At 72.7% G+C, this 24,991-nt stretch carries 28 protein-coding genes; 11 read left to right on the forward strand and 17 right to left on the reverse strand.

Features of this window, described 5'->3' with window-relative positions; genetic code table 11:
- Positions 1-182 precede the first annotated feature (182 nt).
- The gene (locus tag ACIO5E_RS18495) at positions 183-392 is read left to right on the forward strand and encodes an acyl-CoA carboxylase subunit epsilon (RefSeq protein WP_280675395.1); all 210 of its coding nucleotides are present in this window, start codon (positions 183-185) and stop codon (positions 390-392) included.
- Positions 393-618: 226 nt separating this feature from the next.
- Positions 619-1,236: a ScbR family autoregulator-binding transcription factor gene (locus ACIO5E_RS18500; protein WP_400668782.1), complete on the forward strand. Its 618-nt coding sequence runs from the start codon at positions 619-621 to the stop codon at positions 1,234-1,236.
- Between the two features lie 13 nt (positions 1,237-1,249).
- Here the strand turns inward: ACIO5E_RS18500 and ACIO5E_RS18505 are convergent, their stop codons facing one another.
- The gene (locus tag ACIO5E_RS18505; protein WP_400668784.1) at positions 1,250-1,876 is read right to left on the reverse strand and encodes a ScbR family autoregulator-binding transcription factor; all 627 of its coding nucleotides are present in this window, start codon (positions 1,874-1,876) and stop codon (positions 1,250-1,252) included.
- A 350-nt stretch (positions 1,877-2,226) separates the two neighbouring features.
- On the opposite strand from ACIO5E_RS18505, the gene ACIO5E_RS18510 reads away from it, so the two are divergent.
- Complete coding sequence (locus ACIO5E_RS18510) at positions 2,227-3,309, forward strand: ScbA/BarX family gamma-butyrolactone biosynthesis protein (protein ID WP_400668787.1); 1,083 nt, start codon at positions 2,227-2,229, stop codon at positions 3,307-3,309.
- Positions 3,310-3,335: 26 nt separating this feature from the next.
- Here ACIO5E_RS18510 and ACIO5E_RS18515 read toward each other — a convergent pair whose 3' ends face one another.
- From ACIO5E_RS18515 to hemL, 7 genes are all read right to left on the reverse strand, one after another.
- The gene (locus ACIO5E_RS18515) at positions 3,336-3,740 is read right to left on the reverse strand and encodes a hypothetical protein (RefSeq protein ID WP_400668789.1); all 405 of its coding nucleotides are present in this window, start codon (positions 3,738-3,740) and stop codon (positions 3,336-3,338) included.
- Between the two features lie 122 nt (positions 3,741-3,862).
- On the reverse strand, positions 3,863-4,993 hold the full coding sequence (gene ccsB / locus ACIO5E_RS18520) for a c-type cytochrome biogenesis protein CcsB (protein WP_400668791.1): 1,131 nt from the start codon (positions 4,991-4,993) through the stop codon (positions 3,863-3,865).
- A 3-nt stretch (positions 4,994-4,996) separates the two neighbouring features.
- Positions 4,997-6,754 (reverse strand): cytochrome c biogenesis protein ResB, encoded by a 1,758-nt coding sequence (locus ACIO5E_RS18525; protein WP_400668794.1) that lies wholly within the window; start codon positions 6,752-6,754, stop codon positions 4,997-4,999.
- Between the two features lie 2 nt (positions 6,755-6,756).
- Entirely contained in the window at positions 6,757-7,491 is a 735-nt protein-coding gene (locus ACIO5E_RS18530) for a cytochrome c biogenesis CcdA family protein (RefSeq protein WP_280675787.1), read from the reverse strand.
- Positions 7,492-7,526: 35 nt separating this feature from the next.
- A complete protein-coding gene (locus tag ACIO5E_RS18535; protein ID WP_400668797.1) occupies positions 7,527-8,135 on the reverse strand; it encodes a TlpA family protein disulfide reductase in 609 nt (202 codons plus the stop codon).
- Positions 8,136-8,311: 176 nt separating this feature from the next.
- On the reverse strand, positions 8,312-8,959 hold the full coding sequence (locus ACIO5E_RS18540) for a histidine phosphatase family protein (protein ID WP_400669561.1): 648 nt from the start codon (positions 8,957-8,959) through the stop codon (positions 8,312-8,314).
- Between the two features lie 65 nt (positions 8,960-9,024).
- Complete coding sequence (gene hemL / locus ACIO5E_RS18545) at positions 9,025-10,353, reverse strand: glutamate-1-semialdehyde 2,1-aminomutase (protein WP_400668800.1); 1,329 nt, start codon at positions 10,351-10,353, stop codon at positions 9,025-9,027.
- A 292-nt stretch (positions 10,354-10,645) separates the two neighbouring features.
- Between hemL and ACIO5E_RS18550 the strand changes: the two genes are divergently transcribed.
- Positions 10,646-11,275 carry a hypothetical protein gene (locus ACIO5E_RS18550; protein WP_400668801.1) on the forward strand — a complete coding sequence of 210 codons (630 nt, stop codon included), beginning with the start codon at positions 10,646-10,648 and terminating at the stop codon, positions 11,273-11,275.
- An 82-nt stretch (positions 11,276-11,357) separates the two neighbouring features.
- Here the strand turns inward: ACIO5E_RS18550 and ACIO5E_RS18555 are convergent, their stop codons facing one another.
- The 5 genes from ACIO5E_RS18555 to ACIO5E_RS18575 form a co-directional block, all read right to left on the reverse strand.
- On the reverse strand, positions 11,358-12,800 hold the full coding sequence (locus ACIO5E_RS18555) for an MFS transporter (RefSeq protein WP_400668803.1): 1,443 nt from the start codon (positions 12,798-12,800) through the stop codon (positions 11,358-11,360).
- 93 nt (positions 12,801-12,893) lie between these two features.
- Complete coding sequence (locus ACIO5E_RS18560) at positions 12,894-13,382, reverse strand: MarR family winged helix-turn-helix transcriptional regulator (protein ID WP_400668805.1); 489 nt, start codon at positions 13,380-13,382, stop codon at positions 12,894-12,896.
- Positions 13,383-13,444: 62 nt separating this feature from the next.
- Complete coding sequence (locus tag ACIO5E_RS18565) at positions 13,445-14,725, reverse strand: hypothetical protein (RefSeq protein ID WP_400668806.1); 1,281 nt, start codon at positions 14,723-14,725, stop codon at positions 13,445-13,447.
- Positions 14,726-14,914: 189 nt separating this feature from the next.
- A complete protein-coding gene (locus ACIO5E_RS18570; RefSeq protein WP_400668808.1) occupies positions 14,915-16,591 on the reverse strand; it encodes an RICIN domain-containing protein in 1,677 nt (558 codons plus the stop codon).
- Positions 16,592-16,826: 235 nt separating this feature from the next.
- Positions 16,827-17,066, reverse strand: a complete 240-nt coding sequence (locus tag ACIO5E_RS18575) for a chaplin (protein WP_400668810.1) — start codon at positions 17,064-17,066, stop codon at positions 16,827-16,829.
- A gap of 227 nt (positions 17,067-17,293) precedes the next feature.
- On the opposite strand from ACIO5E_RS18575, the gene ACIO5E_RS18580 reads away from it, so the two are divergent.
- The 4 genes from ACIO5E_RS18580 to ACIO5E_RS18595 all read left to right on the forward strand — a co-directional run bounded on the left by ACIO5E_RS18580 (position 17,294) and on the right by ACIO5E_RS18595 (position 18,898).
- Positions 17,294-17,545, forward strand: coding sequence for a chaplin (locus ACIO5E_RS18580; protein WP_400668812.1), 252 nt, complete (start codon positions 17,294-17,296; stop codon positions 17,543-17,545).
- A gap of 233 nt (positions 17,546-17,778) precedes the next feature.
- Positions 17,779-18,021: a chaplin gene (locus ACIO5E_RS18585; RefSeq protein WP_400668814.1), complete on the forward strand. Its 243-nt coding sequence runs from the start codon at positions 17,779-17,781 to the stop codon at positions 18,019-18,021.
- Between the two features lie 106 nt (positions 18,022-18,127).
- Entirely contained in the window at positions 18,128-18,397 is a 270-nt protein-coding gene (locus ACIO5E_RS18590) for a chaplin (RefSeq protein WP_400668817.1), read from the forward strand.
- Positions 18,398-18,517: 120 nt separating this feature from the next.
- Positions 18,518-18,898 (forward strand): hypothetical protein, encoded by a 381-nt coding sequence (locus ACIO5E_RS18595; RefSeq protein ID WP_400668820.1) that lies wholly within the window; start codon positions 18,518-18,520, stop codon positions 18,896-18,898.
- A 78-nt stretch (positions 18,899-18,976) separates the two neighbouring features.
- Here ACIO5E_RS18595 and ACIO5E_RS18600 read toward each other — a convergent pair whose 3' ends face one another.
- A complete protein-coding gene (locus tag ACIO5E_RS18600; RefSeq protein ID WP_400668822.1) occupies positions 18,977-19,633 on the reverse strand; it encodes a hypothetical protein in 657 nt (218 codons plus the stop codon).
- 302 nt (positions 19,634-19,935) lie between these two features.
- Between ACIO5E_RS18600 and ACIO5E_RS18605 the strand changes: the two genes are divergently transcribed.
- From ACIO5E_RS18605 to ACIO5E_RS18615, 3 genes are all read left to right on the forward strand, one after another.
- Complete coding sequence (locus ACIO5E_RS18605) at positions 19,936-20,280, forward strand: hypothetical protein (RefSeq protein ID WP_031063477.1); 345 nt, start codon at positions 19,936-19,938, stop codon at positions 20,278-20,280.
- A 74-nt stretch (positions 20,281-20,354) separates the two neighbouring features.
- On the forward strand, positions 20,355-20,699 hold the full coding sequence (locus ACIO5E_RS18610; RefSeq protein WP_400668824.1) for a rodlet layer protein: 345 nt from the start codon (positions 20,355-20,357) through the stop codon (positions 20,697-20,699).
- 220 nt (positions 20,700-20,919) lie between these two features.
- Positions 20,920-21,186, forward strand: coding sequence for a hypothetical protein (locus ACIO5E_RS18615; protein WP_400668826.1), 267 nt, complete (start codon positions 20,920-20,922; stop codon positions 21,184-21,186).
- 61 nt (positions 21,187-21,247) lie between these two features.
- On the opposite strand, the gene hemB is transcribed toward ACIO5E_RS18615, so the two are convergent.
- The 3 genes from hemB to hemC all read right to left on the reverse strand — a co-directional run bounded on the left by hemB (position 21,248) and on the right by hemC (position 24,952).
- A complete protein-coding gene (gene hemB, locus ACIO5E_RS18620; RefSeq protein WP_400668829.1) occupies positions 21,248-22,228 on the reverse strand; it encodes a porphobilinogen synthase in 981 nt (326 codons plus the stop codon).
- Positions 22,229-22,295: 67 nt separating this feature from the next.
- A complete protein-coding gene (locus ACIO5E_RS18625; protein ID WP_280675443.1) occupies positions 22,296-23,945 on the reverse strand; it encodes a bifunctional uroporphyrinogen-III C-methyltransferase/uroporphyrinogen-III synthase in 1,650 nt (549 codons plus the stop codon).
- Positions 23,942-24,952: a hydroxymethylbilane synthase gene (hemC, locus tag ACIO5E_RS18630; protein ID WP_400668832.1), complete on the reverse strand. Its 1,011-nt coding sequence runs from the start codon at positions 24,950-24,952 to the stop codon at positions 23,942-23,944. The genes ACIO5E_RS18625 and hemC overlap by 4 nt, the downstream gene beginning before the upstream one ends.
- Between the last annotated feature and the right edge of the window lie 39 nt (positions 24,953-24,991).

Genomic DNA, 24,991 nt, shown 5'->3' on the forward strand with positions numbered 1-24,991 from the left:
ACCCCGCCGAAACCCGCCAGGTGATCGCCTCCGCCCTGGCCATGCTCCGCACCAAGCACGCCGACCTGCCCAGCCGCAAGCACGGCAACCCGCCGATGTAACGGCCCGCGCCCACGCGCGGCCCGCAGCACGCAGTTCAGAGCGACACCACACACCACAGACACCGGGGGAGAAACCAGACAATGACCACTTCCGCCGAACCTCTCGTCCGTATCGTCCGCGGCTCCCTCTCCGACGAGGAGCTGGCCGCCCTCACCGCCGTGCTGATGGCCCGGGCGGCCGTCGCGCAGCAGAACGCCGCGACCGCGCAGGTCGAGCCGATCGCCAACTGGCAACGCCTGGAGCGCCGTCCGGCCTACTACTCGCCGGTCAGCTGGCAGCAGGCCGCCTGACGGCCCGGAACCCCCCGCGACGGCCGGTCACCCCACCCGGGTGACCGGCCGTCCGGCCTTCCCGGCGGTCGGGACGCACCGCTACCGCCGCCCCGGACACCGGGGGTCCGTTGCGCCCCGAAACGGCTCGGTAGAATACCTACTGGACGGTATGCGGCCCGCCGCCCCGTCGGCCCCCATAGGATCGGCCGCTGCCGATGGACCAGAACTATCCAGGGAGGCTGCGATGGCCAGGCAGGCCCGCGCGCTGGCGACCCGCCAGGCGGTACTCCTCGCGGCGGCCGAGGTGTTCGACGAGCGGGGCTACGCCGCCGCCACGATGTCCGAGATCCTGGACCGGGCCGGTGTCACCAAGGGCGCTCTCTACTTCCACTTCCGCTCCAAGGAGGAGCTGGCGCTCGCCGTCATCGAGGGACAGGGCGCCTGGCTGTCCACCTGGCAGCCGTCCTCGGACAGCCCGGTGCAGACCCTGATCGACCTCGGCTACGCCTTCGCCCACGCCCTCCAGGACGACCCGCTGGTGCGCGGCAGCATCCGGCTGACGATCGAGCACGGCAGCTTCACCCAGCCGCAGATCGCCGCCTACCAGGGCTGGTCGGACGTCGCCCGCGGACTGCTGGAACGCGCCCGGGACGCCGGGGACCTCCACCCGGGGATCGACCTGGCGGCGGCGGCCGGGGTGATCACCGGGGCCGTCACCGGGATCCAGCTGAGCTCCCAGGTGCTGACCGACCGGCGGGACCTGATCCAGCGGATGTCCGACCTGTGGACGCTGGTACTGCCCGGCCTGGTCCAGCCGCACGCGCTCGCCCGGCTGAGCGTCGCCGAGCGCGCGCCCTCCTGATCCCCGGGGTCGCTCAGAGCCGGTAACCGGCGCAGTGCTCCGCCGCCACCAGGGCCGGCAGCGCGGCCGCCCAGAGCCGGCCGACGGCCTCCGGCCGGGGCCGGTCGGCCTCCTCGGCGGCGAGCAGCACCTGGCCGGCGGCCACCGCGGTGAGCAGTTCGGCGGCGGCCCGCCGGTCCAGCCCCGGGCGCAGCTCGCCGGCCTCGGCGGCGCGCTCCAGCAGGCGGTGGACGACGGCGGTGAGGCTGCGCCAGGTGGAGTCGGTGCCGGGCAGGCCGTCCGGGGTGCCGGCCCGGGGCGGTGCCTGGCGGCCGATCCGGACGCCGGCCCGGACCACCACGTCCTCCCGCAGCAGCCGGGCGAGTTCGTGCGAGAAGTCGATCAGGCCCTGGAGGGGCGGTCCGCCGGTGCGCAGGGCGCGCAGCGCGGCCGAGCCGACCGCGCGCCCGGCGGCGGCGCGCACGCCGTCGGCGAGGGCCTGCTTGGACACGAAGTGGAAGTAGAGCGCCCCCTTGCTCACCCCGGCCCGGCGGCTGATGTCGACCAGGCTGGCGGCTTCGAAGCCCACGCCGGCGAAGGTGTCCGCCGCGGCGAGCAGCACGGCCCGCCTGGTCCGCCCCGCGCGTTCCTGCTTGACCACTGGGCCCCTCCGGACTCGGCCGGGCGCGCTCCCCGCCCACCCGGCTGCTGTCAGCGCGCCACTGGTCGGGGGCAGCGCCTCGCATGCGGACGGTGCCGACCGAAACCGCATGGTTGGTATCTAATCTAGCCCCTCGGCCGACCCGGCCGTCCAGTGGGGAGCACCCCCACCCCGGTCCTGCCGCCCCCCGGGCGGCCATTACCCCAGTCCAGGAGCCGGGTAGCGTGGTCGCGCCGGGCTGCGCGGCAGAGGCCACCCCTAGCGCAGAAGAGAAACCGGGTGGTCTGTATGTTTTGTGTCAGGGGCGTCCGTACCGGCCGCTCGACCGCCACCCTGGAGTAGGGCCCGTCATGCCATTGATCGTAGAGCCGGACGCCCACGGTCCGTACGCCCACCCCGGTCCCGGCTATGACTTCCACGAGCGGACCGTCTCCCGCCACCTGGTGCACCGCGCCTCGGTGTCCGAGGTGTTCCTCACCGGCTGGCAGGCCACCGGCCCGTACGACTTCCTGCTCGGCGCCCAGTGGCCCCGGCTGCACGGCTTCTACCGCCTGCCCGGGGACCGCTACCACGACCCGGTGCTGATGGCCGAGACCATCCGGCAGGCCGGGCTGCTGATCGGCCACGCCGGCTTCGGGGTGCCGCGCGGCCACCACTTCGTCATGGAGGACCTCTCCTACGCCCTCGGCCCGGACGGGCTGCGCGGCCTCGCCATCACCTCCGAACCGGCCTCGCTGATGCTCGCGGTCGGCTGCCAGGACGTCCGGATGCGGGACGGCCGGCTGGTCTCGCTGCGGGTGCACATCGAGATATCCCGGGACGGCCGCCCGGTCGGCCACGGCTCCGGCCAGCTGCGGGTGATCGCCCCCTCCTCCTACGCCCGGCTGCGCGGCCCCGCGCGGCAGGCCACCACCCCGCCCCGGCCGCCGGCACCCACCGCGCCGGAACTCGTCGGCCGTGCGCAGCCGGCGGACGTCGTGCTCAGCCCGACCCTGCGGCCCGACACCTGGCTGCTGCGCACCGACGCCGGGCACCCGGTGCTGTTCGACCACGAGCTGGACCACGTGCCCGGGATGCTGGTGCTGGAGGCCGCCCGGCAGGCCGCCCAGCGGCTGCGCCACCCCGAACCGGTGGTGCCGGTCGAGCTGGTGACCTCCTTCGACCGCTACATCGAGCTGGACCGGCCCTGCCTGGTCCAGGCGGTCCGCGAGCAGGCACCGGACGGCCGCCGGCTGCCCGTCCGGGTGCTGCTGGTCCAGGACGGGCGGACGGCGGCCGACTGCCGGCTGCTCACCGAGCCGCTCGAAGGGCCCGCCGACGGATCGGCCGACCGCCCGGCCGAGGGGGCGACGGTGCCCGCCCGGCGGGAGCCCTTCGACGGCCGCCCCGCCGGCCCGGGCCTCGGCAGCCCCCGCCTGCCGCTGGCCAGCTGACGCCCCCCGCTACGCGGCGCCCGGCTCTACGCGGCGACCAGCGCCGACGGCCGCCCGGCGTGCATCACGCTGAGGTTGCTGGCCAGCCGGACCGGGTCCTGGGTCAGCCAGAGCCGCAGCGCCGCGCCCAGCATCGCGCTGGCCGACTCGATCCGGACCTCGGTGACCTGCGCGATCCGCGCCGCGCCGGGCACCAGCAGGTCGGCCAGCGGGGTCGGCAGCCAGACCGTCAGCGCGCACGGCGCCGGCGTGGCCAGGGCGCCGATCAGGCGGTAGGCGTCCCCCGGCGAGCTGAGCGTGGGGATGATGTCCAGCAGGCCGTCGGCCACCACCTCGGACACGTCGCTGCGGTGCCCCTGGGCGAGCCGGCGGAGCAGCATGCGCTCGGCGGCGGTGATTCGGACGGTCAGCATGACCTCGTCGCACTCCATTGCGCGATTTCCTCCTCGTTCCTCCCCGTGCCGGCCGACGGCCGGCACGAACTACCCCTGTCGCACCTCGGCCCGGCTACCTTCTGCGGAGAGCCGGGCCGGTGGGTGACTGTGCGCCCCGGTCAGATCCCCGCGTAGGAGTGCTTGCCGGTGACGAAGATGTTCACGCCGTAGTAGTTGAAGAGCCAGCAGGCGAACGCCGCCAGCGCCAGGTACGCGGCCTTGCGGCCCTTCCAGCCGGCCGTCGCACGGGCGTGCAGGTAGCAGGCGTAGGCGACCCAGGTGATGAAGGACCAGGTCTCCTTCGGGTCCCACTCCCAGTACTTGCCCCAGGCCGCCTCGGCCCAGATCGCGCCCGCGATGATGGTGAAGGTCCAGAGCGGGAAGACCAGCGCGTTGATCCGGTAGGACAGCTTGTCGAAGGTCGACGCGGCGGGCAGGCGGCGCCAGATCGACGCCGGGGTGCCCAGCGGGCCGGTGGTCAGGCCAGCCGCGATGCGCTTGTCGAAGGCGTCCTTGCCGAGGTACAGCAGCGTGGCGATGAACGCCGCGTAGAAGGCGCCGCCGCAGAAGATCGCGGTGGAGACGTGGATCGCCAGCCACGGCGAGTGCAGCGCCGGGACGAGCTGCTCGGAGTCGGTGTACAGCACCGTGGTGGCGATGCCGAGGGTCAGCAGGCCCGCGAGCACGACCGGCAGCCCGAGCCAGCGGACGTTCTTCTTCGAGGCCAGCAGCACCAGGTACGCCGCCGTCATGGCGAAGGCGAAGGCGCAGGAGAACTCGTACATGTTGCCCCACGGCCAGCGGGAGACCGAGAGGCCGCGGGTGACGATGCCGCCGGCGTGCAGCAGCGCCCCCAGCACGGTGAGCGAGACCGCGATCCGGCCGGCCAGGTCGGCCCGCTGGCTGTTGCCGGCCGCGCCCGGACCGTCCACCTCGTCCGCGCCGCGGCCGCTGGTGACCACCGTCGCGCCCTCGCCCGCCAGGGCGGTGCGGGTGAGCGTGGTGGTGCCGCCGCCCGCCCCCGCCACGGTGACGGTGACCTTCTTCGCGCCCTTGGTCTCCGCCGCGGCGACGGTCTCGGCCAGGCTGCCCGACTGCTCCGTGGAGCGGACGGCGACGGCGCCCTTGCTACCGAAGGTCCACTCGAACATGTGGGCGAACATGGCGATCGTATAGACCACCATCGCCGAATAGATCAGCTTGTTGGAGAGGTCGGCCAGCTGTGGGTCGACCCCCGAGGCGAGATGCACCGTCTACTCCTTGGAGTTCTGGTCGGCAGGGACTGCGGGTTCTGCGGGGGCGTCCGAAGCCGCAGCGGCCTCGGGTGCGGGGTCGTCGGCTGCGGGGTCCGCGGTGTCTTCCTCGTCCTCCGACGCCGGGGCGTCGTCCTGGAGGTCCACCGCGAGTTCGGCCAGCTCCTCGGCGATCTTCGCCGACTCGCTGCGGGCCAGTCCGGCCAGCTCCACCTGGGTGCCGCCGCCCGGCAGGGCCACGGCGCGCACCCAGATCCGGCGGCGCTGGACGAACAGCGAGCCGATCAGGCCGAGGATCGCCAGCACCGCACCGGTCAGGGCGATCGAGTTGCCCGGGCGGTGCGAGACGTTGAAGCTGGCCCACTGCTTGTAGCCGTCGAAGGTGACGGAGCCGTAGCCGTCCGGCAGCGCCCAGGCCTGGCCGGGCTTGAGCCGGGCCTTGGCGGGCTGGCCGTCCTGGGTCAGCTGGGTCAGCTTGCGGGTGTTGAGCTGGTAGATGTTCTGCGGCAGGCCGGAGTCGGTGCCCAGGTCGCCCGCGAAGGCGTTCAGCACCAGCTCGGGGGCGGCGTCGCCGGGGAAGAGCGAGACCGGGCCGGTGCCCTCGAAGCTCAGCGGCGCGGTCGGCAGGAAGAAGCCGGAGAAGCCCATCTGGGTCTTCGCGCCGTCCTTGTCGCCGTAGTCGGAGACCTTGACCACGCCGGTGGAGGTCAGGTTGCCGTCCTGCGGCAGGAACGGCGTGGCGCCGTGGTAGACGACCTCGCCCTTGGCGTTGGTGACGGTGATGACCGGGGCGTAGCCGTGGCCGATCAGGAAGACCTTGCTGCCGCCGATCTCCAGCGGGTGGTTGACCTCGATCGTGCCCTTCTCCAGCCGCGACGTGTCCTCGCCCTTCGCGTACTCGACGTTCGCGGTGAACTGCCGGGCGGCGCCGATCTGGTCGCCCTTGTCCTGGAACTTGGCGGTGAAGCCGTCCAGCTTCAGGAAGAAGGGGTCGAGGTCGTCGCTGCCGTAGAAGCGCGTGCCGTTGAAGTCGTCGAGCTGGGTGATGGTGTTGGAGTAGCCCTCGCCCTCGACCATCAGCTTGCCGCCGGTGCCGGACGCCAGGCTGGCCCAGGCGAAGCCGCCGAGCAGCGCGAACAGCGACATGTGGAAGAGCAGGTTGCCGACCTCGCGCAGGTAGCCCTTCTCGGCGGCCACCGCGCCGCCGGCCAGGTTGGCGCGGAACCGGCGCTTGCGCAGCAGCCGGTGGGCGGCGGCGTTCACCGCGTCGGCGTCCGCCTCGGTGCGCCAGGCCGCGTAGACCGGCATCCGGGTCAGGTTGCGCGGCGCGGCCGGCGGCTGGGCCCGTAGCACGCCGACGAACTGCCAGGTGCGCGGGACGATGCAGCCGGCCAGCGAGACGAACAGCAGGATGTAGATCGCGGAGAACCAGACCGAGCTGTAGACGTCGAACAGCTGGAGCTTCTCGTAGATCGGCGCGACCGTGGTGTGCTGCGCCTTCCAGGCCTCGACCTTGAGCTGGCCCTGGCCGTTCTGGTACTGCGGGATCAGCGAGCCCGGGATGGCGGCCAGCGACAGCAGGAAGAGCAGGATCAGCGCGACCCGCATCGAGGTCAGCTGGCGCCACATCCAGCGCGCCCAGCCGAACATCCCTATGCCGGTCGGGCCCTCGGACTCGACCGGTGCGGTGCTGAGCCGCTCGGCGGCCGCGTCGTCCGGCGCCGGGGGCAGCTCGGCCTCGGTCGTGGTGTTGCTCACGGTCAGATTCCGATCCGGAAGTCGGTGGTCCAGGACTGCAGTTCGCTCATCATCGAGTCCCAGGCCCCGGTGACGAGCAGCAGACCGACCACGACGAGCATGCCGCCGCCGATCCGCATGACGAGCGGGTAGTGCCGCTTGACCCACCCGAAGGCACCCAGCGCCCGGCGGAAGGCGACCGCAGCCAGGATGAACGGTACGCCCAGGCCGAGGCAGTAGAAGGTCGTCAACAGCGCGCCGCGCTGGGCGTCGGCCTGGTTGAGCGCCAGGTTCTGCACGGCGGTCAGGGTCGGGCCCATGCAGGGGGTCCAGCCGACGCCGAAGACGACGCCGAGCACCGGCGCGCCCAGCAGGCCCACCGCCGGGCGGCGGTGCGAGCGGACCTCGCGCATGCTCAGCCCGGGCACCAGGCCCATGAAGGCCAGGCCCATCACGATGGTGAGCGAGCCCAGCACGATGCTGATGGTCCGCTTGTAGTCCTGCAGCTCCTGGCCGAAGTAGCCGAACAGGGCGCCGGTGGAGACGAAGACCGCGGTGAAGCCGAGGATGAACAGCACCACCCCGAGCAGCATCCGGCCGCGCTTCGAACCGCGGGCGTCCGCGAGGTCGGCGGCGGAGAAGCCGGTCACGTACGACAGGTAGCCGGGCACCAGCGGCAGCACGCACGGCGAGAAGAACGACACCAGCCCGGCCGCCAGCGCGACCGGGGCCGCGACCAGCAGGGCCCCGCTCTGCATGGTCGAGGTGGTGTCGGCGAGTTGGAGTGCGGCACTCACTGCTTCTGCTCCGCGACCACCGGCTGGAGGATCGACTCCAGCGCGTCCTCGGTCGTGCCGCCGACGGCGCGGGCGGCCAGCTTGCCGTCGCGGTCGACGATCAGGGTGGTCGGGATGGACTGCGGGTTGAGGCTGCCCTTGGGGAACTTGAGCAGCTGGGTGCCGGCCGGGTCGAAGACGCTCGGGAAGGTGACGCCCTGCTCCTGCTCGAAGCGGACGGCGTTGGTCTTGTCGGCGTCCCGGGTGTTGATGCCGAGGAACTGGACGCCCTGGTCCTGGTACTTCTCCGAGACGGCCTGGAGGCTCTTCGCCTCGGCCCGGCACGGCCCGCACCAGGAGCCCCAGACGTTCAGCACCACGACCTTGCCGCGGTAGTCCGAGAGCTTGGCCTGGCCGCCGTCCAGGGTCTCCCCCGAGATGTCCGGCGCGTTCCCGCGCTTGCCGGCGTCCGCCTTCGACAGGTTGGTCCCCTTGACGGTGACGAAGCCGACCTGGCTCTCACCGCTGCTCGACGAGCCCGAGGAGGAGCAGCCGGTGAGGGCGAGCGCAGCGGCAGCGGCGGTGGCGGCGGCGGCTGCGGCGACACGGGGACGGGGGCGCGTCATGGCAGACATGTGAAAAGTTTCGCATGGAGGTCCGGGCAGGTTCGGGGGGGTCCGCTCTAGCGCGTCGCACCGCCCCTGACCTGCGGCTGGACCAGGCCACCCGGCGTGCGCCGGGCGGCCTGACCCCATACTTACGCACCGCTTACGCTATGTGCGCGCGGGCGTGCGAGCCTGCCTCAGGCGCCGAAACTCTTGCCCACCGGCTTGTCCTTGCCGCCCTTGCCGATCAGGTGCGCGGGCAGCAGGTCGCGGGCCGGTTCGCGGTAGCCGACCGAGACGATCTTGTCGCCCTCGAAGGTGAAACTGGTCAGCGAGGCCAGCGAGCACTGCCGGCGGCGCGGGTCGTGCCAGAGCCGGCGACGCTCGACGAAGGAGCGGACGACCCAGATCGGCAGCTGGTGGCTGACGCAGACCGCCTCGTGCCCGCGCGCGGCGTCCCGGGCGGCGCCGAGCGCGCCCATCATCCGCACCACCTGGTCGAGGTACGGCTCGCCCCAGGAGGGCTTGAACGGGTTGGTGAGGTACTTCCAGTAGCCCGGGTTCTTCAGCGAGCCGTCGCCGACGCCGAAGGTCTTGCCCTGGAAGATGTTGTCCGCCTCGATCAGCCGCTCGTCCGCCGCGACGTCCAGGCCGTGCGCCTTGGCGATCGGCGCGGCGGTCTCCTGGGCCCGCTCCAGCGGGGACGCCACCACGTGGGTGATGTCCCGGCCGGCCAGGTCCTCGGCGACCCGCTCGGCCATCTCCCGGCCCAGCTCGGACAGCCGGTAGCCCGGCAGGCGCCCGTACAGGACGCCCTCCGGGTTGTGCACCTCCCCGTGCCGCATCAGATGGACGACGGTGATCTCTTTGGCGCTCACTTCTCAGTACTCCTGGGGCTCTCAGGGATGGACTAGGCCGTGGCCGCGGCGGCCGCGCGGGCGGCGGCCGGCAGGGCGGCGGCGATCCGCTCGATCGCCCGCTCGTCGTGGCTCGCCGAGACGAACCAGGACTCGTAGGCGGACGGCGGCAGGTAGACGCCCTCGGCGAGCATCGCGTGGAAGAAGGCGGTGAAACGGTACGCCTCCTGGGTCTTGGCCTCGTCGTAGTTGGTGACGGCGGCCTCGGTGAAGAACACCGAGAACATGTTCCCGGCGGTCTGCAGCCGGTGCGTCACGCCCTCCTTGGTGAGCGCCTGCGACACCAGGCCGGAGACCTCGGCGGCGACCTTGTCGACGGTCGCGTACACCTCGTCGGTGCAGCCGCGCAGCTGGGCCAGGCCGGCCGCGGTGGCGATCGGGTTCCCGGACAGGGTGCCCGCCTGGTAGACCGGGCCGGCCGGGGCCAGGTGGGCCATCACGTCGGCGCGCCCGCCGAAGGCCGCGGCCGGGAAGCCGCCGCCCATGACCTTGCCGAAGGTCAGCAGGTCCGGCGCCCAGCCCTCGTTCGCCGCCTCCAGGCCGTACCAGCCGGCCTTGGAGACGCGGAACCCGGTCATCACCTCGTCCGAGATGAACAGCGCGCCGTTCGCCTGGCAGAGCCGGGCCAGGCCCGCGTTGAAACCGGGCAGCGGCGGGACGACGCCCATGTTGCCGGGCGAGGCCTCGGTGATCACGCACGCGATCTCGCCCGGGTGGGCGGCGAAGGCCCGCTCGACGGCGGCCAGGTCGTTGTACGGCAGCACGATGGTGTCGCCGGCCTGGGCGCCGGTGACGCCCGGGGTGTCCGGCAGGCCGAAGGTGGCCACGCCGGAACCGGCGGCGGCCAGCAGGGCGTCCACGTGACCGTGGTAGCAGCCGGCGAACTTCACCACCTTCGCCCGGCCGGTGAAGCCGCGGGCCAGCCGGATCGCGGACATGGTGGCCTCGGTGCCGGAGGAGACCAGGCGGACCTGCTCGACCGGGGCGACCCGGCCGACGATCTCCTCGGCCAGCTCGACCTCGCCCTGGCCGGGCGTGCCGAAGGAGGTGCCGCGGGTGACCGCCTGCTGGACGGCGTCGATCACCGCGGGGTGCGCGTGGCCGAGGATCATCGGACCCCACGAGCACACCAGGTCGACGTACTCGCGGCCGTCGGCGTCGGTGAGGTAGGGGCCGGTGCCGGACACCATGAAGCGCGGCGTGCCGCCGACCGCGCGGAAGGCGCGCACCGGGGAGTTGACGCCGCCGGGCGTCACGACGGAGGCGCGGTCGAACAGCGACTGGGACTGGGGGGCTTCGTAGGGGTAGCTCACGGGAGACATGGTCTCAAATCGTGTCCTTGGGCTCTGCATGTCGGACCCGATCATCTGGAACGATGATCCGGGCACCGTTGTCTGTACGGTTGTCCATAGGGAAGGGGCCGCTGACCGCTCCGGAGCACGGACCAGTCAGACTGTGTACTCAGAGTGCGCAGGTGCTCCGGTTGTGTGCAGGGGTGTGGAGAGGACTGCCGCGTACCGCGGGTGGGTACGGCGGCGCATGACGGGTAAGGAGCACGTCCGGCGGGATGCCGGACGTGCGGGGGTCTGTCGATTCCGGCGAATTCCGGTGAGGATGGTCCGAGTGTCCGAGGCGCAGGACGGCTACGACGAGGCCGCGGGGGGCTCCCGCAGGCCCACCGAAGCCGGACGCGGGGGTACGGGAGCGGGTACGGGTCGTGGCCGCCGCGGCGGCGAGAGGCGGGGTGAGGGACGCGTGGGGGTGACGTACAAGTACTTCGGCGCACCCGACCGCGCCACCGCCGCCAGAGTCCCCACCGCCCTCGGCCCCGGCGGGCTCGGCCTGGACGCCGGCGAACTCGGCTCGCTCGGGCGGCTGGGCGACCTGATGGAGACCAGCGGCTCCCCCAACGGCCACCTCTCCACCAAGATCAAGCCGGAGACCATGAGCGCCATGGTCCTCACCGGCATCCAGGGCGTCCCGCTGCACCAGGTGCCGCCGCTGGAGCTCGTCGTGCTGCACCCCGACTACGCCGTCGTCCAGCTCCCGCAGAACGTCGTCGAGCCGCTCCGCAAGGCCGACGAGACCGAGCTCGGCGCCGCGGCCTTCATCTGGTCCACCGTCCCCGACCGGCGCGGACCGCGCGACGCCTTCGTGATCTACAGCATGCTGCACGAGTGGCAGGACTTCGCCAACCGGCTGCACGACGCCGGGCACCAGCTGTACTGCCTGGTCTGGCCCTGAGTTCCGGGCCTTGAGCCCCGAGCCGCACGCCCTTCACCCCGACCGCTGAACGCGGGCCGGGGCGAGTGGACTTGACGAGGCGTCACCCGCGCCGGGCGGCCGGCCGCAGGACCACCGCCGCCAGCAGCAGCGCCGCGGTGAGCAGGCCGGCGGCGGTCGCGAAGGCGAGCCGGAAGCCGCCGGTCAGGGCGTCCGCGGTGGAGTGTCCGGCGGCGGCCAGGGCGGCGGTGCGGCCGTCGGCGAGGGTGGTGAGGACGGCGACGCCGAGTGCGCCGCCGATCTGCTGGCTGGTGTTGAACAGCCCCGAGGCGGTGCCCGCGTCCGCCGGTCCGGCGCCCGACATGCCCAGCACCGCGAGCGTGGACAGCACCAGCCCGCCGCCCCCGATGAGCAGCATGGTGGGCAGCAGGTGGACGGCGTAGTCGGCGTCGGTCGGCAGCCGGACCAGCAGGCCGAGTGCCGCGACCAGCAGGGCGAGGCCGGCGAGCAGCACGGCGCGCTCGCCGAAGCGGGCGCTCAGCCGGGCGGAGAGCAGCAGCGACACCGCGCCGACGGCGACCGCGGCCGGCAGCATCGCGAGGCCGGTGGCGGCGGCGCCGTAGCCGAGCACGTTCTGCGCGTACAGGGCGACCAGGATCTGGAACGCGAACATCCCGGAGATGGTCAGGATCTGGACCAGGTTGGCGCCGGAGACGTTGCGGGAGCGGAACATCCGCAGCGGCAGCAGCGGGTGCGCGGCCCGCGACTCGTGGAGCAGGAACGCGGCCAGCAGGCCGAGGGCGAGCACGCCGCGGCCGAGCGTGCGGGCGGAGGCCCAGCCGTACTCGCCGGTGCCGACGATGGTGTAGACGCCGAGCATCAGGGCGGCGGTGATCAGCGCGGCGCCGGCCGCGTCGGCGCCGGCCCGCAGGCCGGGGCCGCGTTCGGCGTCCAGCACCCGGACGGCGAGCAGGGTGGCGACGAGGCCGAGCGGCAGGTTGATCAGGAAGATCCAGTGCCAGTCGAGGGCCTCGGTGAGCACGCCACCGAGCACCTGGCCGATCGAGGCGCCGGCCGCGCCGACGAAGCTGAACGCGCCGATCGCGCGGCCGCGTTCGCGCGGTTCCGGGAAGAGCGTGACGATCATGCCGAGGCTGACCGAGGAGGCCAGCGCGCCGCCGACGCCCTGGAGGAAGCGGGCGGCGATGAGCGGGCCGGGGCCGGGGGCGACCGCGCACAGCAGCGAGGCGGCGGTGAAGACGGTGAGGCCGGTGACGAGGACCCGCTTGCGGCCGATCAGGTCGCCGAGCCGTCCGGCGAGCAGGAGCAGGCCGCCGAAGGCGATCAGGTAGGCGTTGACGGTCCAGGTCAGGCCGGCGGGCGAGAAGCCGAGGTCCTGCTGGATGGCCGGCAGGGCCACGGTGACGATCGAGCCGTCCAGGACGATCATCAGCATTCCCGCGCAGAGCACCACCAGGGCGAGCGCGCGGGAGCGGGCGGGGGCCGAGGGCGCCGGAGCGGGCGCGGTCGGGGCGTGCGTGGTCATGGCGGGTCTCCCGGTTCGTCGAGTACCGGGTGAGAAGCTATCAGATTGTTTTGTTCGGGACTATCTATCTCAGGAGCAACTGCCGGGCGCGGCTCAGCCCCGGGCGCGACGCGCCCGCCGCACCGTCCGTTCACTCTCCACCGGCTCCGCCAGATGCCCGTCCACCAGGCGCGTCAGCGCCGACACGAACGCCTCCCGCTCCGACCCCGGCAGCGACTCCAGCACCTCCCGGTGCACCCGGTCGGCGATCGCGGTGCCCCGCTCGACGGCGCGCACACCGGCCTCGGTGACGGAGATGATCCGGGCCCGGCGGTCGGTCGCGGACGGGCGGCGCTCGGCCAGGCCCGCCTTCTCCAGCTCGTCCACGGTGACCACCATGGTGGTCTTGTCCAGGTCCGACAGCTCGGCCAGCTGGATCTGGGTGCGCTCGGCCTCCTGCGCGTGGAACAGCACGCAGTACGCGCGGGGGGTGATCCCGAGCTCGGTGAAGGCGGCCGCCATCCGGGTCGCCAGGACGTGGCTCGCGTGGTCCAGCAGGCCCGAGATGTCGCTGATCTGGCGCAGGGGCGGGGTCGTCGTCATACGTCCGAGATTAGCAACGGCCGTCCACTGCCGGATGATCCCGTTGCCAACCAACGCCGGGTCTACGGGATGCCCAACTCGAACAGCGCATACCCGGCGTACCAGCCCGCCGCCAGCACCGGCATTGCGAACAACCCGACCAGCGAGGACGTCCGCACCCGGCGCAGCGCCACCGCCAGGCCGATGAACAGGGGGAAGGCCGGCAGCAGGTAGCGCGAGATGTTGCCGAAGATCTGGTTGCTGCTCAGCGCGGTGGCGATGGTGAGCGCCGTGTAGACCACCAGCACCAGCGGCGGCCGGACGCGCCACAGCAGCACCAGCAGGCCGGGCAGGGCGATCAGCAGGGCGATCGCGATCAGGTCCGGGACGGGGTTGGACTGCCAGAAGTCCCAGTGCCCGGTGATCACGTCCATGACCGTCCGGACCGTGGAGGCGCCACCGTCGAAGTAGCGGTTCCAGGCGCCCCGCTGCAGCTTGAAGTAACCGCCCCAGTCGCCCATCCGGTAGCCGACCCAGGCGACGTACCCGATCAGGCCCCACGGGGTGATCAGCATCGCGGTCAGCGGCCTGGCCACCCCGTCGGTGCGCCGGATCAGCGCCACCAGCGCGGCGATCGAGACGGCGGCGATCAGCGCGGCGGCGGTCGGCCGGTTGAGGCCGGCCACCAGCGCCAGCAGGCCGGCCGCCAGCCAGCGGCGGGTCATCACGCAGTAGCAGGCCCAGGCGGACAGCGCGACGAACAGCGAGTCCGAGTAGACCGCCCACTCCACGCCCGACCCCGGGAACAGGCCCCAGATCACCGCGGCGATCACGCCCGCCCGGAAGCCGCCGAGCCGCTCGGCGACCGCGAAGATCCCCGCCGCCGCGACGAGCGAGGCGACCACCGAGACCACGATCCCGGAGCCGTACGGGCCGAGCCCGGTGACCGCGCCGACCAGCCGCATCAGCCACGGGTAGAGCGGGAAGAAGGCGGCCGAGTTCTCGTAGTAGGTGGCCAGCGGCCAGCCGTGCAGCGGGATCAGCTGCGGGTCGTACCCGTTCTCGGCGATCCGCTGGTACCAGACGCCGTCCCAGGTGCCCAGGACGTCCCACGGCTGGGCGCCGCCGCCGCGGCCCGGCTGCTTCTTCAGGTAGTCGCCGGTGTGCGACAGCAGCATCATGAAGACCGTCAGGCCGGTGGCCTTGACCACCGCGTACGCGCCGAGCGCGGGCGCGAAGCGGTCCACCAGGGCGCCGAACCGCCCGGGCACCCGGCCCTCCGCCTGCTCGGGCCGCTCCGCCTCCGGCGCGGCGGGCAGACCGGGATCGGTGCTGGACGACTCGGTGCTCGATGCCGTGCTCATCTGCTCTGGGTACTCCCCGCCCCGCTGGTGGTCCGCGCGGCTACGGCGCAGCGATTTTTCAGGTGAGCCTACGGCACACCCCCACCGGCCCCACGAACGGCCGCCCACCCCCGAAACCCCGTGGCGCCGCCGTACCCGGTGGGTGGGGGTGTCGCCGCCCGGGTGGGGGCGGCGACGGGGTGGGGCGGGTCAGCTGTGGAGGTGGACGATGCCGAGTTTGGTGAGCTGCCAGAGCTGGGCGGGGGCGCCGGTGTCGGTGGCGAGTTCGGCGTAGGGGTTGCCCTTGGCGTCGAGGGTGGTGCCGGGGGCGATCACCTTGGTCGGGTCCTGGGAGTCGGCGATCTTGTAGCGGCCGCCGCCGGCCGGCTTGAGGACCCAGTGCTGGTTGCCGCCGCCGTTGCAGCGCCACTGCTGGATCCGGGTGCCGGTGGCGGTGGAGGCGGCGTTGGCGTCCAGGCACATGTCCCGGTTTCCGCTGAAGTCGAGCTCGTAGCTGCCGCCGTCCTTGGCCTCCAGGACGAAGGACTGGTTGAGCCCGCCGGTGGCCGGATAGGTGATGGCGGCCCGGCCGTTGGTGGAGTCGCCGTAGGTGCCGCCGCCGGTGAGGTCGAGCACGGTGCCGGACGCCGCGTTGGTGAGCTGGTACCAGGAGCCGTCCTCGGGGACGTCCCCGAACGGTTGCCCGGGAGTGAGGGGCTGGATGGAGGTGGTGTTCTGCTGGTTGAGCGTGCAGTAGGCCTGCGCCAGTTCGGGCTTGGCGAAGAACTGGCCGAGGCAGACGCCCTCACCGCGGTAGCCGGCCACCCGCAGGTGGTACGACTGGCGGACCATGTTCATGCACAGGCCGGGGATGCCGATCTGCGAGTCGCAGCCGTTGCGCGCCCACTCGGAGAGGTTGATGACGTCCCCGTTGGCGTACTCGTACGGGGAGCTGGTCCACTCCGCACAGACCTCGTGCCCGAAGGCGACCCGCCGCTGGTCGAGGTAGCGCACGCCGGGCACCTGCTCGGCGGCCCCGCGCAGCGCGTCACTGAACGTCGGCACCACCCAGTTGTGGCCCCAGGCGAGATCCTCGGGGAAGGCCGGACAGCCGTCGGTGATCTTGCCGAGGTAGTCGTTGCGCCGGATGTCCGGGGTGATCGGATTGAAGTACGACTGGTAGACCAGCTGGTACGAGGAGTCGGCGTAGCCCGCCTTCCGCATGGTCTGCCGGATGTTCTGGAGCGCCGCGACCACCTTGGGCTGGACCCGCTTGGCGCGCTGGACGATCTCGTCGCTGCCGATGGTGTCGCGGCAGCCCTGGCTCTTGGGGATCGGGAAGTACTGCGCGAGGCAGTTCATCATGATCCCGCTGAAGTCGAAGTCGTCGTTGGCGCCGATCGTGACGACGACCATCTTCACGTCGTACTTGCCCGCCGTGTCGGCGAGTTTGACGTCCTGCTTGGGCTCGCCGAAGTCGCCGCTGCCGGAGCCGGTGATCTTGGCGAGCTCCGGGTCGCTGACCAGGTCGCCGGTCTGGGCGCCGGAACAGGCGAGGTCGATCGGGGTGACCGCGGGGATGTCGGTGACGAAGATCTCCGACTTCGGGTGCCGGTGGCAGTAGTTGGTGGGGCTGTCGGTCTCCGGGAAGTAGCCGTCACCGGTGTCGGTGCCGGCCCCCTCCCCGGAGATGGCGCTGTCGCCGAGGGCGACGATCGCGGCCGGGCGGGTGGCGCCGGCCGTCGGGGCGGGGTCGGCCAGCGCGGCGGGGGCGCCGGCCAGGCCGAGGGTGGCGACGAGGACGCCGGTGGCGAGCAGCGCGGCGTACGGGGAGCGGCGCGCCACCGTCCGGGGGCGCCGGGCCGCTGGTATTCGGGACCTGATCACACGCGACTCCTTGCGGGGGTGGTGGGAGCCGCCCGGCCGGGGGCGCCGAGCGGCGCGGAGCAAGAAAGGTGAGCAGGTCTCACATCCTAGATACTGACAAGTAATGCAACAAGGCTTGTGGCAACGACGGAAGCTGACGTCACGGCACACCTCCGGACATGCTGAGAGCCGCCGCCCCGCGCCCCAGGAGGGAAGCGCGGAGCGGCGGCTCTCACCGGCCGAACCGGGAGCTGGTTCAGCCCAGGTTGGCGCAGTGGTTACCGAACGCCGGGTTCAGCAGACCGACGATGTCGATGGTGTTGCCGCACAGGTTGACCGGAACGTGAACCGGAACCTGAACCTGGTTGCCCGAGATGACACCGGGGGAACCCGCGGCGACGCCCTCGGCGCCGGAGCTGGCCATCGCGGTGCCGGCGCCGGCGGCCACGATGCCCACCACGGCCGCGCCGACGGCGGCGGTCTTCTTGATGCTCATACGAGCCTCCTGACTGTTCAACAGAGATGCACGGGGAGTGCGACATCTAGAACGAGACCCACCCGGACCGGTTGCGACGGTACGCACACTGTCATCCGTCTGGCCCAACGGCGGCGGCGACCGGCATTCGGGTGATCAGCGGGCCGGACCGTTTCCCCTCGCGCGGCGCCTCGTTCTCTCTGGCGGAACACCATCCGGCCCCCTACAACACGAATCGAGTACCACTCATGCGCAAGCTCGCCCACGGCGTCGTCGGCACCGCGGCCGGCGCCGCTCTGCTGGCCGCCGGTGCCGGCGTCGCGTCCGCCCACCACCTGCACGGCGCGTCCGCCGAGGGTGTCGCGGCCGGCTCGGCCGGGGCGGTCTCGGGCAACTCGGTGGAGGTGCCCCTGCACATCCCGCTGAACGTGTGCGGCAACTCGGTCGACGTGGCGGGCCTCCTGAACCCGGCGTTCGGCAACAACTGCCTCAGCGCCTGACCGGGAATTCCCCCGGTCGCGCCTTAGCCCGAACCGTTCCCGGCCGTGCGGGAAAGGCCGGCGGGGCGCTGGAGAAACGCGGCGGCTGCGTCGACGCCCGAGCCATGGGCGAAACACGCCGGTGTAAGCCGCCGGAGTGACAACCACGGCAATCCCAGAAACCATCGGGCGAGCATTCGTGCTCGCTCGGCCCCGACATTTCCCATCCGTCGGGCAGAAATCGAAGGAAAGACATGCGCAACTTCAAGAAGGCGGCCGTCCTGTCGCTGGCCGCCACCGGTCTGGTCCTCGGTGCCGCCGGCGGCGCGTTCGCCAGCTCCGGCGCCGAGGGCGTGGCCGCCGGCTCCCCGGGCGTGCTCTCCGGCAACCAGATCCAGATCCCCGTGCACATCCCGCTCAACGTGTGCGGCAACTCCATCGGCATCGTCAGCATCCTGAACCCGACTTTCGGCAACAAGTGCCTCAACGCCGGCTGAACCGGTGGTCGCCGACCGGCGACCGCTGATTCACCGAGCCCGCGCCGTGCCCCGCAGCCCCGGGGTGCGGAACGCTCCACCCGTGTGATCGAGGAGATCAACCCCCATGCAGAACGTGAAGAAGGCCGCCGTCCTGTCCGCCGCCGCCGCCGGCCTGGTGCTGGGCGCGGCGGGTTCCGCCGCCGCCAGCTCGGGCGCGGAGGGCGTGGCCGCCGGCTCCCCCGGTGTCGTCTCCGGCAACCAGATCCAGATCCCGGTGCACGTCCCGGTCAACCTGTGCGGCAACTCCATCGACGCCGTCGGCCTGCTGAACCCGGCCTTCGGCAACAGCTGCGCCAACGTGGAGGCGCACCCGAAGCCCGCGGACGACTGCTGATCCCCGATCGGCACGCGTTCCGGCCGAACTGCCCCCCGACCAACCGGCCGGGGGGCAGTTCGGCATCCCCGGGCGGCCGGCGGCCGTCCTGGACCCCGATCCACCGAAGGGTGATTCCGCATGGTTTCGAAGAAGAGCGGGGCCGGTCTGGTCGCCGCCGTCGGCGCCGCGATGCTGTTCGGCGCAGGCTCCGCGCAGGCCGCCCCCGCGACCGGTCCGGCCCCTGAGCCGGGCCCGGCCAAGCTGGCGAAGACGGACGTCGGCCAGGCGCTGAACGGGACGACCTCCGGGCTCGGCTACGGGCTCGCGCCGGTCAAGGACCTGCGCCTGGACCCGTGGGCGAACTCCTCGGCCGACGTGCTCAACAACGGCGCGACCGTCCAGCCGGACCAGGGCCTGGCCCCGGTCGGCACCAGTGCGCTGACCGGCCCGCTGAGCGCGGGCGGCGGCGTCCGGGACCTCCCGCTGGTCGGCGGGCTGACCGGCGTCCTGCCGGGCTGAGCCGCCGGCACGGACGAAAGCCCGGCACCCCGGTCGTCCCCGGGGTGCCGGGCTCCGCCACGCCCGGAGCCGCTGGGCTCAGAGCCGGGTCAGGTCGGTCAGGCTGGTCTGCTGCACCACGCCGGTGGTGGTCGCGGTGGTCGTCGCGGCCAGGTCGCCGACCTTGTCGGTGACCGAGATCCGGTGGTCGTCGTCGCCCAGGCTGGCGGCGGCCCCGGGGACGGCCTGCACGGTGCCGGTGACCAGCCGGGGGTCCACCTCGTCCACCTTGAGCCGGCCGTCGGCCAGCTGGCCGGTGCCGTCCTGGACGAGGGCGAGCGGCTTGCCGAGGGCCAGGCCGGGGGTGTCCACGTGCAGCGGCGCGGCCGGGGCCTCCAGCAGCACCTGGCCGAGGTCGGCGCCCTGGTCGACCAGCGGGAGCGGCAGCTGGGCCTTGGCGCTCGGGCCGACCTTGCCGGTGTGCAGCTCGGGGACCAGCCGGTCCGGGATCAGCTCGGTGCTGGTGGTGCGACCGGGCGCCGGCGGCATGACCAGCGAGGTCGGGATGCCGGCCGTGAGGTGGCTGCCGAGCGGGGTGAGCGGCACGTCCGCCGGGACCTGCTGGGTGGCCAGCTTGTCCTCCAGGGCACCGACCCGGTCGGGGCTGATCGGGGCGGCGGAGGCCGCTCCCTGGGACGCGAGCATGCCCGCACCGACCGCCAACAGCATCGCGCCGGCCCGCTTGGAGAACTTCATGCTTTTCACCGTTCTGCCTGTCCGTACTGGAGATCTCTGAAAGGAGGGGCTGCGGGGCGCAGCCGGAAAGCAATCTGCCTCAACGAGTGACCGCGAGTGCGGATTGCGACGGTTAACCGGTTCGGCCTAATAATCCGACCGTAAACCATCCGACGACGCGCCTCCCGGACTCTTTTCAAGAATCCCCGTAACCTTCCGTGCCGTCATTCTTTGATCTGGACGTCAGTGACTGCAGACCGGGTCTGAGCGTTCTACGCGTTGTACGCACGGAAACCAAGAGCATTTCAGAGAGGGATCTCCCCATGATCCAGAAGTCCTTCGCCGCCGCCGGCCTGGCCGTCGCCGCGCTGGCCGCCGCCGCCGCGCCCGCCTCGGCCATCGGTGACGCGGACGGCGCCGCCGCCTCCATCGAGGGCAACGGCGGCACCAACTTCACCGGCACCGTCGGCAACAACAGCCCGAACTTCCACTTCCTGGACAACGCGAACGTCTGCCTCCCCGAGATCCACAACATCGCGGTGGGCGTGCTCGGCGTGGCCGTCCCGGTCGAGGTCCCGATCGCCAACAGCGGTGGCAAGCAGTACTGCACCCAGGGCCAGGGCACCCAGAGCCACGGTGACGCCGGCGTGTCCCACCTGGTCGGCTGACCGTTCCCCAGCTGAAATCCCCCGTACCACCCTTCGAATCGCTCCCCGATTCATCCCCGAGAGGAAAACCGGAAATGATCAAGAAGTCCCTCGCCGCCGCCGGCCTGGCCGCCGCCGCCATCGCGATGTCCGCCGGCTCGGCCTCCGCCATCGTCGACTCGGACGGCGCCGCCACCTCCGTCCAGGGCAACGGCGGCACCAACCAGACCGGCACCCACGGCAACGGCAGCCCGAACTTCCACACCCTGGACAACGCGAACATCTGCCTGCCGGAGGTCCACAACATCGCCGTCGCCGTGGCCGGCGTCGCGGTTCCGGTCGAGGTGCCGGTCCTGAACAGCACCCCGAAGCAGATCTGCAACGTCGGCCAGAACACCCAGTCCTCGGGCGACGCGGGCGTCTCGCACCTGATCGGCTGATCAAGGGGCACCGCACGGACGGAGGGCCCGGGGAGGTACGCCTCCCCGGGCCCTCCGGGCTCTACGGGCAAGGTGTCCGGTCGGCCGCCGAACGGGTGCGGACCGACCGGGTGACCGGGCGTTCAGGACCGGCACGCGGGATGCCGGCGCGAACGACCGGATGTGATCACGCGTCAGAGGCAGAGCGCCCCCGCGGCGCTCCGAAAGAGAGGGCATTTCCATGAAGAGCAAGCTGACCAAGGCCGCACTGACCGCCACCGCCGCACTGGCGCTCGCGGGTGCCGCCACCCCGGCGTTCGCCCACGTCGGTCTCGCGGGCGGCGGCGGGTTCGTCGCCTCGGCCGACCAGCCGTTCGTGGCCGGCGAGGCCTGGGGCGTCGGCCACACCAGCAACGTCGTCGCCGGCGGCTTCGGCGGCGGCGCCGCCACCTCCACCGACGCGATCGGTGGCGGCGAGGGCTTCGCGCACATCAACGGCTGGCGGTAGAACCCGGAAGGCCGGGCCGCTCCCAGGGGGAGGGGCCCGGCCTTCCGCCGTGCGCTGGACGCTACTTGAGCATCGCGGCGGCCTCGACCGCCCAGTAGGTGAGGATCTGCTCGGCCCCGGCCCGGCGGATCGAGGTGAGTGTCTCCATGATCATCCGCTCCCGGTCGATCCAGCCGTTCGCCGCGGCCGCCTCGACCATCGCGTACTCGCCCGACACCTGGTACGCCGCGACCGGCACCGGCGAGGCGTCGGCGACCTGGCGCACGATGTCCAGGTAGGCCATGGCCGGCTTCACCATCACCAGGTCGGCGCCCTCGGCGAGGTCCTGCTCCAGCTCGCGCAGCGCCTCGCGGGCGTTCGCCGGGTCCTGCTGGTAGCTCTTGCGGTCGCCCTTGAGCGAGGAGCCGACGGCCTCGCGGAACGGGCCGAAGAACGCCGAGGCGTACTTGGCGGTGTAGGCGAGGATGCCGGTGTCCTGATGCCCGGCCTCGTCCAACGCCCGCCGGACCACCGCGACCTGACCGTCCATCATGCCGGACGGGCCGACCAGGTGGACGCCGGCGTCCGCCTGCACCCGCGCCATCTCGGCGTAGCGCTCCAGGGTGGCGTCGTTGTCCACGCTGCCGTCGGCGGCCAGCACGCCGCAGTGGCCGTGGTCGGTGTACTCGTCCAGGCAGAGGTCCGACATGACCACCAGGGAGTCGCCGACCTCGGAGACCACGTCCCGGATCGCCTGCTGGAGGATGCCGTCCGGGTTGGTGCCCTCGCTGCCGATCGCGTCCTGCACCTCCGGGACGCCGAACAGCATGAGGCCGCCCAGGCCCGCCTCGGCCGCCTCCACCGCGGCCTTGCGCAGGGTGTCCCGGGTGTGCTGGACCACGCCCGGCATCGAACTCACCGGGACGGGCTCGCTGACGCCCTCGCGGACGAACAGCGGCAGGATCAGCTCCGCCGGGTGCAGCCGGGTCTCGGCCACCAGGCGGCGCATCGCCGGGCTCTGGCGCAGCCGGCGGGGGCGAACGTACGGGAATTCAGCGGACACGGCTTCTCTCTCCGAACGGTTGTGCAGTGCCGGGGGCGACGGATCGCCGCCCCCGGTCCCGAGGGTGTCAGCGGGCCTTGCGGCGCGATCCCGGGCGGCGCTCGCTGGGCCGGTAGACCGGCTCGCCGGCGGCCGTGGCGGTGTCGCGGCGCTTGGCTCCGAAGTCTGCCAGCGCCTGGGCCAGCGCGGCCGCCGACGGCGCCGGGGCCATCACGTCGACCCGCAGGCCGTGCTCCTCGGCGGTCTTGGCGGTGGCCGGGCCGATGCAGGCGATGACCGTGACGTTGTGCGGCTTGCCGGCGATGCCGACCAGGTTCCGGACGGTCGAGGACGAGGTGAACAGCACCGCGTCGAAGCCGCCGCCCTTGATCGCCTCGCGGGTCTCGGCCGGCGGCGGCGAGGCGCGCACCGTCCGGTACGCCGTCACGTCGTCGACCTCCCACCCGAGCTCGACCAGGCCGGCCACCAGGGTCTCGGTGGCGATGTCGGCGCGCGGCAGCAGCACCCGGTCGATCGGGTCGAAGACCGGGTCATACGGCGGCCAGTCTTCCAGCAGCCCGGCCGCGGACTGCTCCCCGGAGGGCACCAGGTCCGGCTTCACGCCGAAGTCCACCAGGGCCTGGGCGGTGGTCTCGCCGACCGCCGCGACCTTGATCCCGGCGAACGCGCGGGCGTCCAGGCCGTACTCCTCGAACTTCTCCCGGACGGCGCGGACGGCGTTCACCGAGGTGAAGGCGATCCACTCGTAGCGGCCGGTGACCAGGCCCTTGATGGCCCGCTCCATCTGCTGCGGGGTGCGCGGCGGCTCGACCGCGATGGTCGGCACCTCCTGCGGCACCGCGCCGTACGAGCGCAGCTGCTCGGACAGGCCGGTGGCCTGCTCCTTGGTGCGCGGCACGAGCACGTTCCAGCCGAACAGCGGCTTGGTCTCGAACCACGAGTGCGAGGACCGGTGGGCGACCTGCTCGCCCACCACGGCTATCACCGAGGTCGCCGGGTCCACCGGGGCGGAGACCGGCGAGGGCAGCACCCGGGCGGCCTTCAGGTCGGCCGCGATGGCGGACAGGGTGGAGGTGAAGGTCCGCTGGCGGGTGGTGGTGCCGGAGAGCGTCGCGCTCAGCGCCGACTCCGGCTTGCGGCCGTTGGCGACCAGCGCGTTGGCGGTGGCCGGCAGCTGGCCCAGGGTGGTCCGGACCACCAGGGTGGTCTCCGGCGCGCCCAGGTCCACCGGGCTGCCGGCGAGTAGCGCGGTGCCGTCCACGAAGCGGACGTCGGTGCCGGCCGCGCCGCGCAGCGGGACGCCCGCGTACGCCGGGACGCCGACCGACTGGGCGACGCCCGGGATCACCTCGAAGGGGATCCCGTCGCCCGCGCAGCGGAGCATCTCCTCGGCGGCGCAGCCGTCCAGGCCCGGGTCGCCGTCGACGGTGCGGACCACGTGCTTGCCGGCCCGCACGGCCTCGGCGACCAGCCTGGCCAGGTCGAAGTCCGCGCCCTCGGCGGCCGGGGTGTGCACCTGCACGCCGGTCGGGCAGTGGGTGCGCACGGCCGCCGCGGTCAGCGGGTCGGCGACCAGGACGTCGGCCGAGGACAGCACCTCGACCGCCCGCAGGGTCAGCAGCCCCGGGTCCCCGGGGCCCGCGCCCAGGAAGGTGCACCGTCCGGTGGCGGACTGGCCGCCCGGGAACGGGGTTTCGGTGGCGGCGGTGGGGCTCATCGGGCTCGCTCCCCCATCAGGGTGGCCGCGCCCGCGTCGAGCAGCCGGGCGGCCAGCGTGCGGCCCAGGGCCGTCGCGTGCTGCTCGGCGGTCTCGTCGAGGACGATCGGACCGTTGGCGGACATCTTCAGCAGGGCGGCGCCGTCGGGGTCTCCGACCACGCCCTCCAGCCGCAGTTCGTTCGGCCGGACCCAGGTGGCCAGCGCGGCCACCGGCGCCGAGCAACCGGCCTCCAGGGTGGCCAGCAGGGCGCGCTCCGCGGCCACGGCGACCCTCGTGGGGGCGTGGTCCAGGGCGGCGAGCGCGGCGGTCAGGTCGGTGTCGGCGGCGGTGCACTCGATCGCGAGCGCGCCCTGGCCGGGGGCCGGGATCATCAGCTCCGGGTCGAGGTGCTGGGAGATCTCGGCGGACCGGCCGAGCCGGTTGAGACCGGCCGTGGCCAGTACCACCGCGTCCAGCTCGCCGTTGGTGACGTAGCCGATCCGGGTGTCCACGTTGCCGCGGATCGCGACGGTCTCCAGCGCGGCGCCGCGGGCCCTGGCCCAGGCGTTCAGCTGGGCCATCCGGCGCGGCGAGCCGGTGCCGATCCGGGCCGGGCGACCGGTGCCGGCCAGCTTCTCCACCAGCTCGTCCAGGGTCAGGCCCTCGGCGGCGACCAGGGCGTCCCGGACGTCCTCGCGCTCGGGGACGGCGGCCAGCACCAGACCCTCCGGCGCGGCGGTGGGCAGATCCTTGAGCGAGTGCACGGCGAAGTCGATCCGGCCCTCCAGCAGTGCGTCCCGCAGCGCGGAGACGAACACGCCGGTGCCACCGATCTGCGCCAACGCCTCCCGGGAGGTGTCGCCGTAGGTGGTGATCTCGACCAGCTCGACGGGGCGCCCGGTGACCCGGGTCACCTCGCGGGCCACCATGCCCGACTGGGCCATGGCGAGCGCGCTGCGCCGGGTGCCGAGCCGCAGGGTCGCGGTGGCGGCCGGGGCCTGCTCCGTGATCGGTTGACCATTCATGAGGTGATCGTCCCGGTGGTACTCGTGGGATGGCTGACG

It is taken from the genome of Kitasatospora sp. NPDC087314, from assembly GCF_044744365.1.
Classification (GTDB): Bacteria; Actinomycetota; Actinomycetes; order Streptomycetales; family Streptomycetaceae; genus Kitasatospora.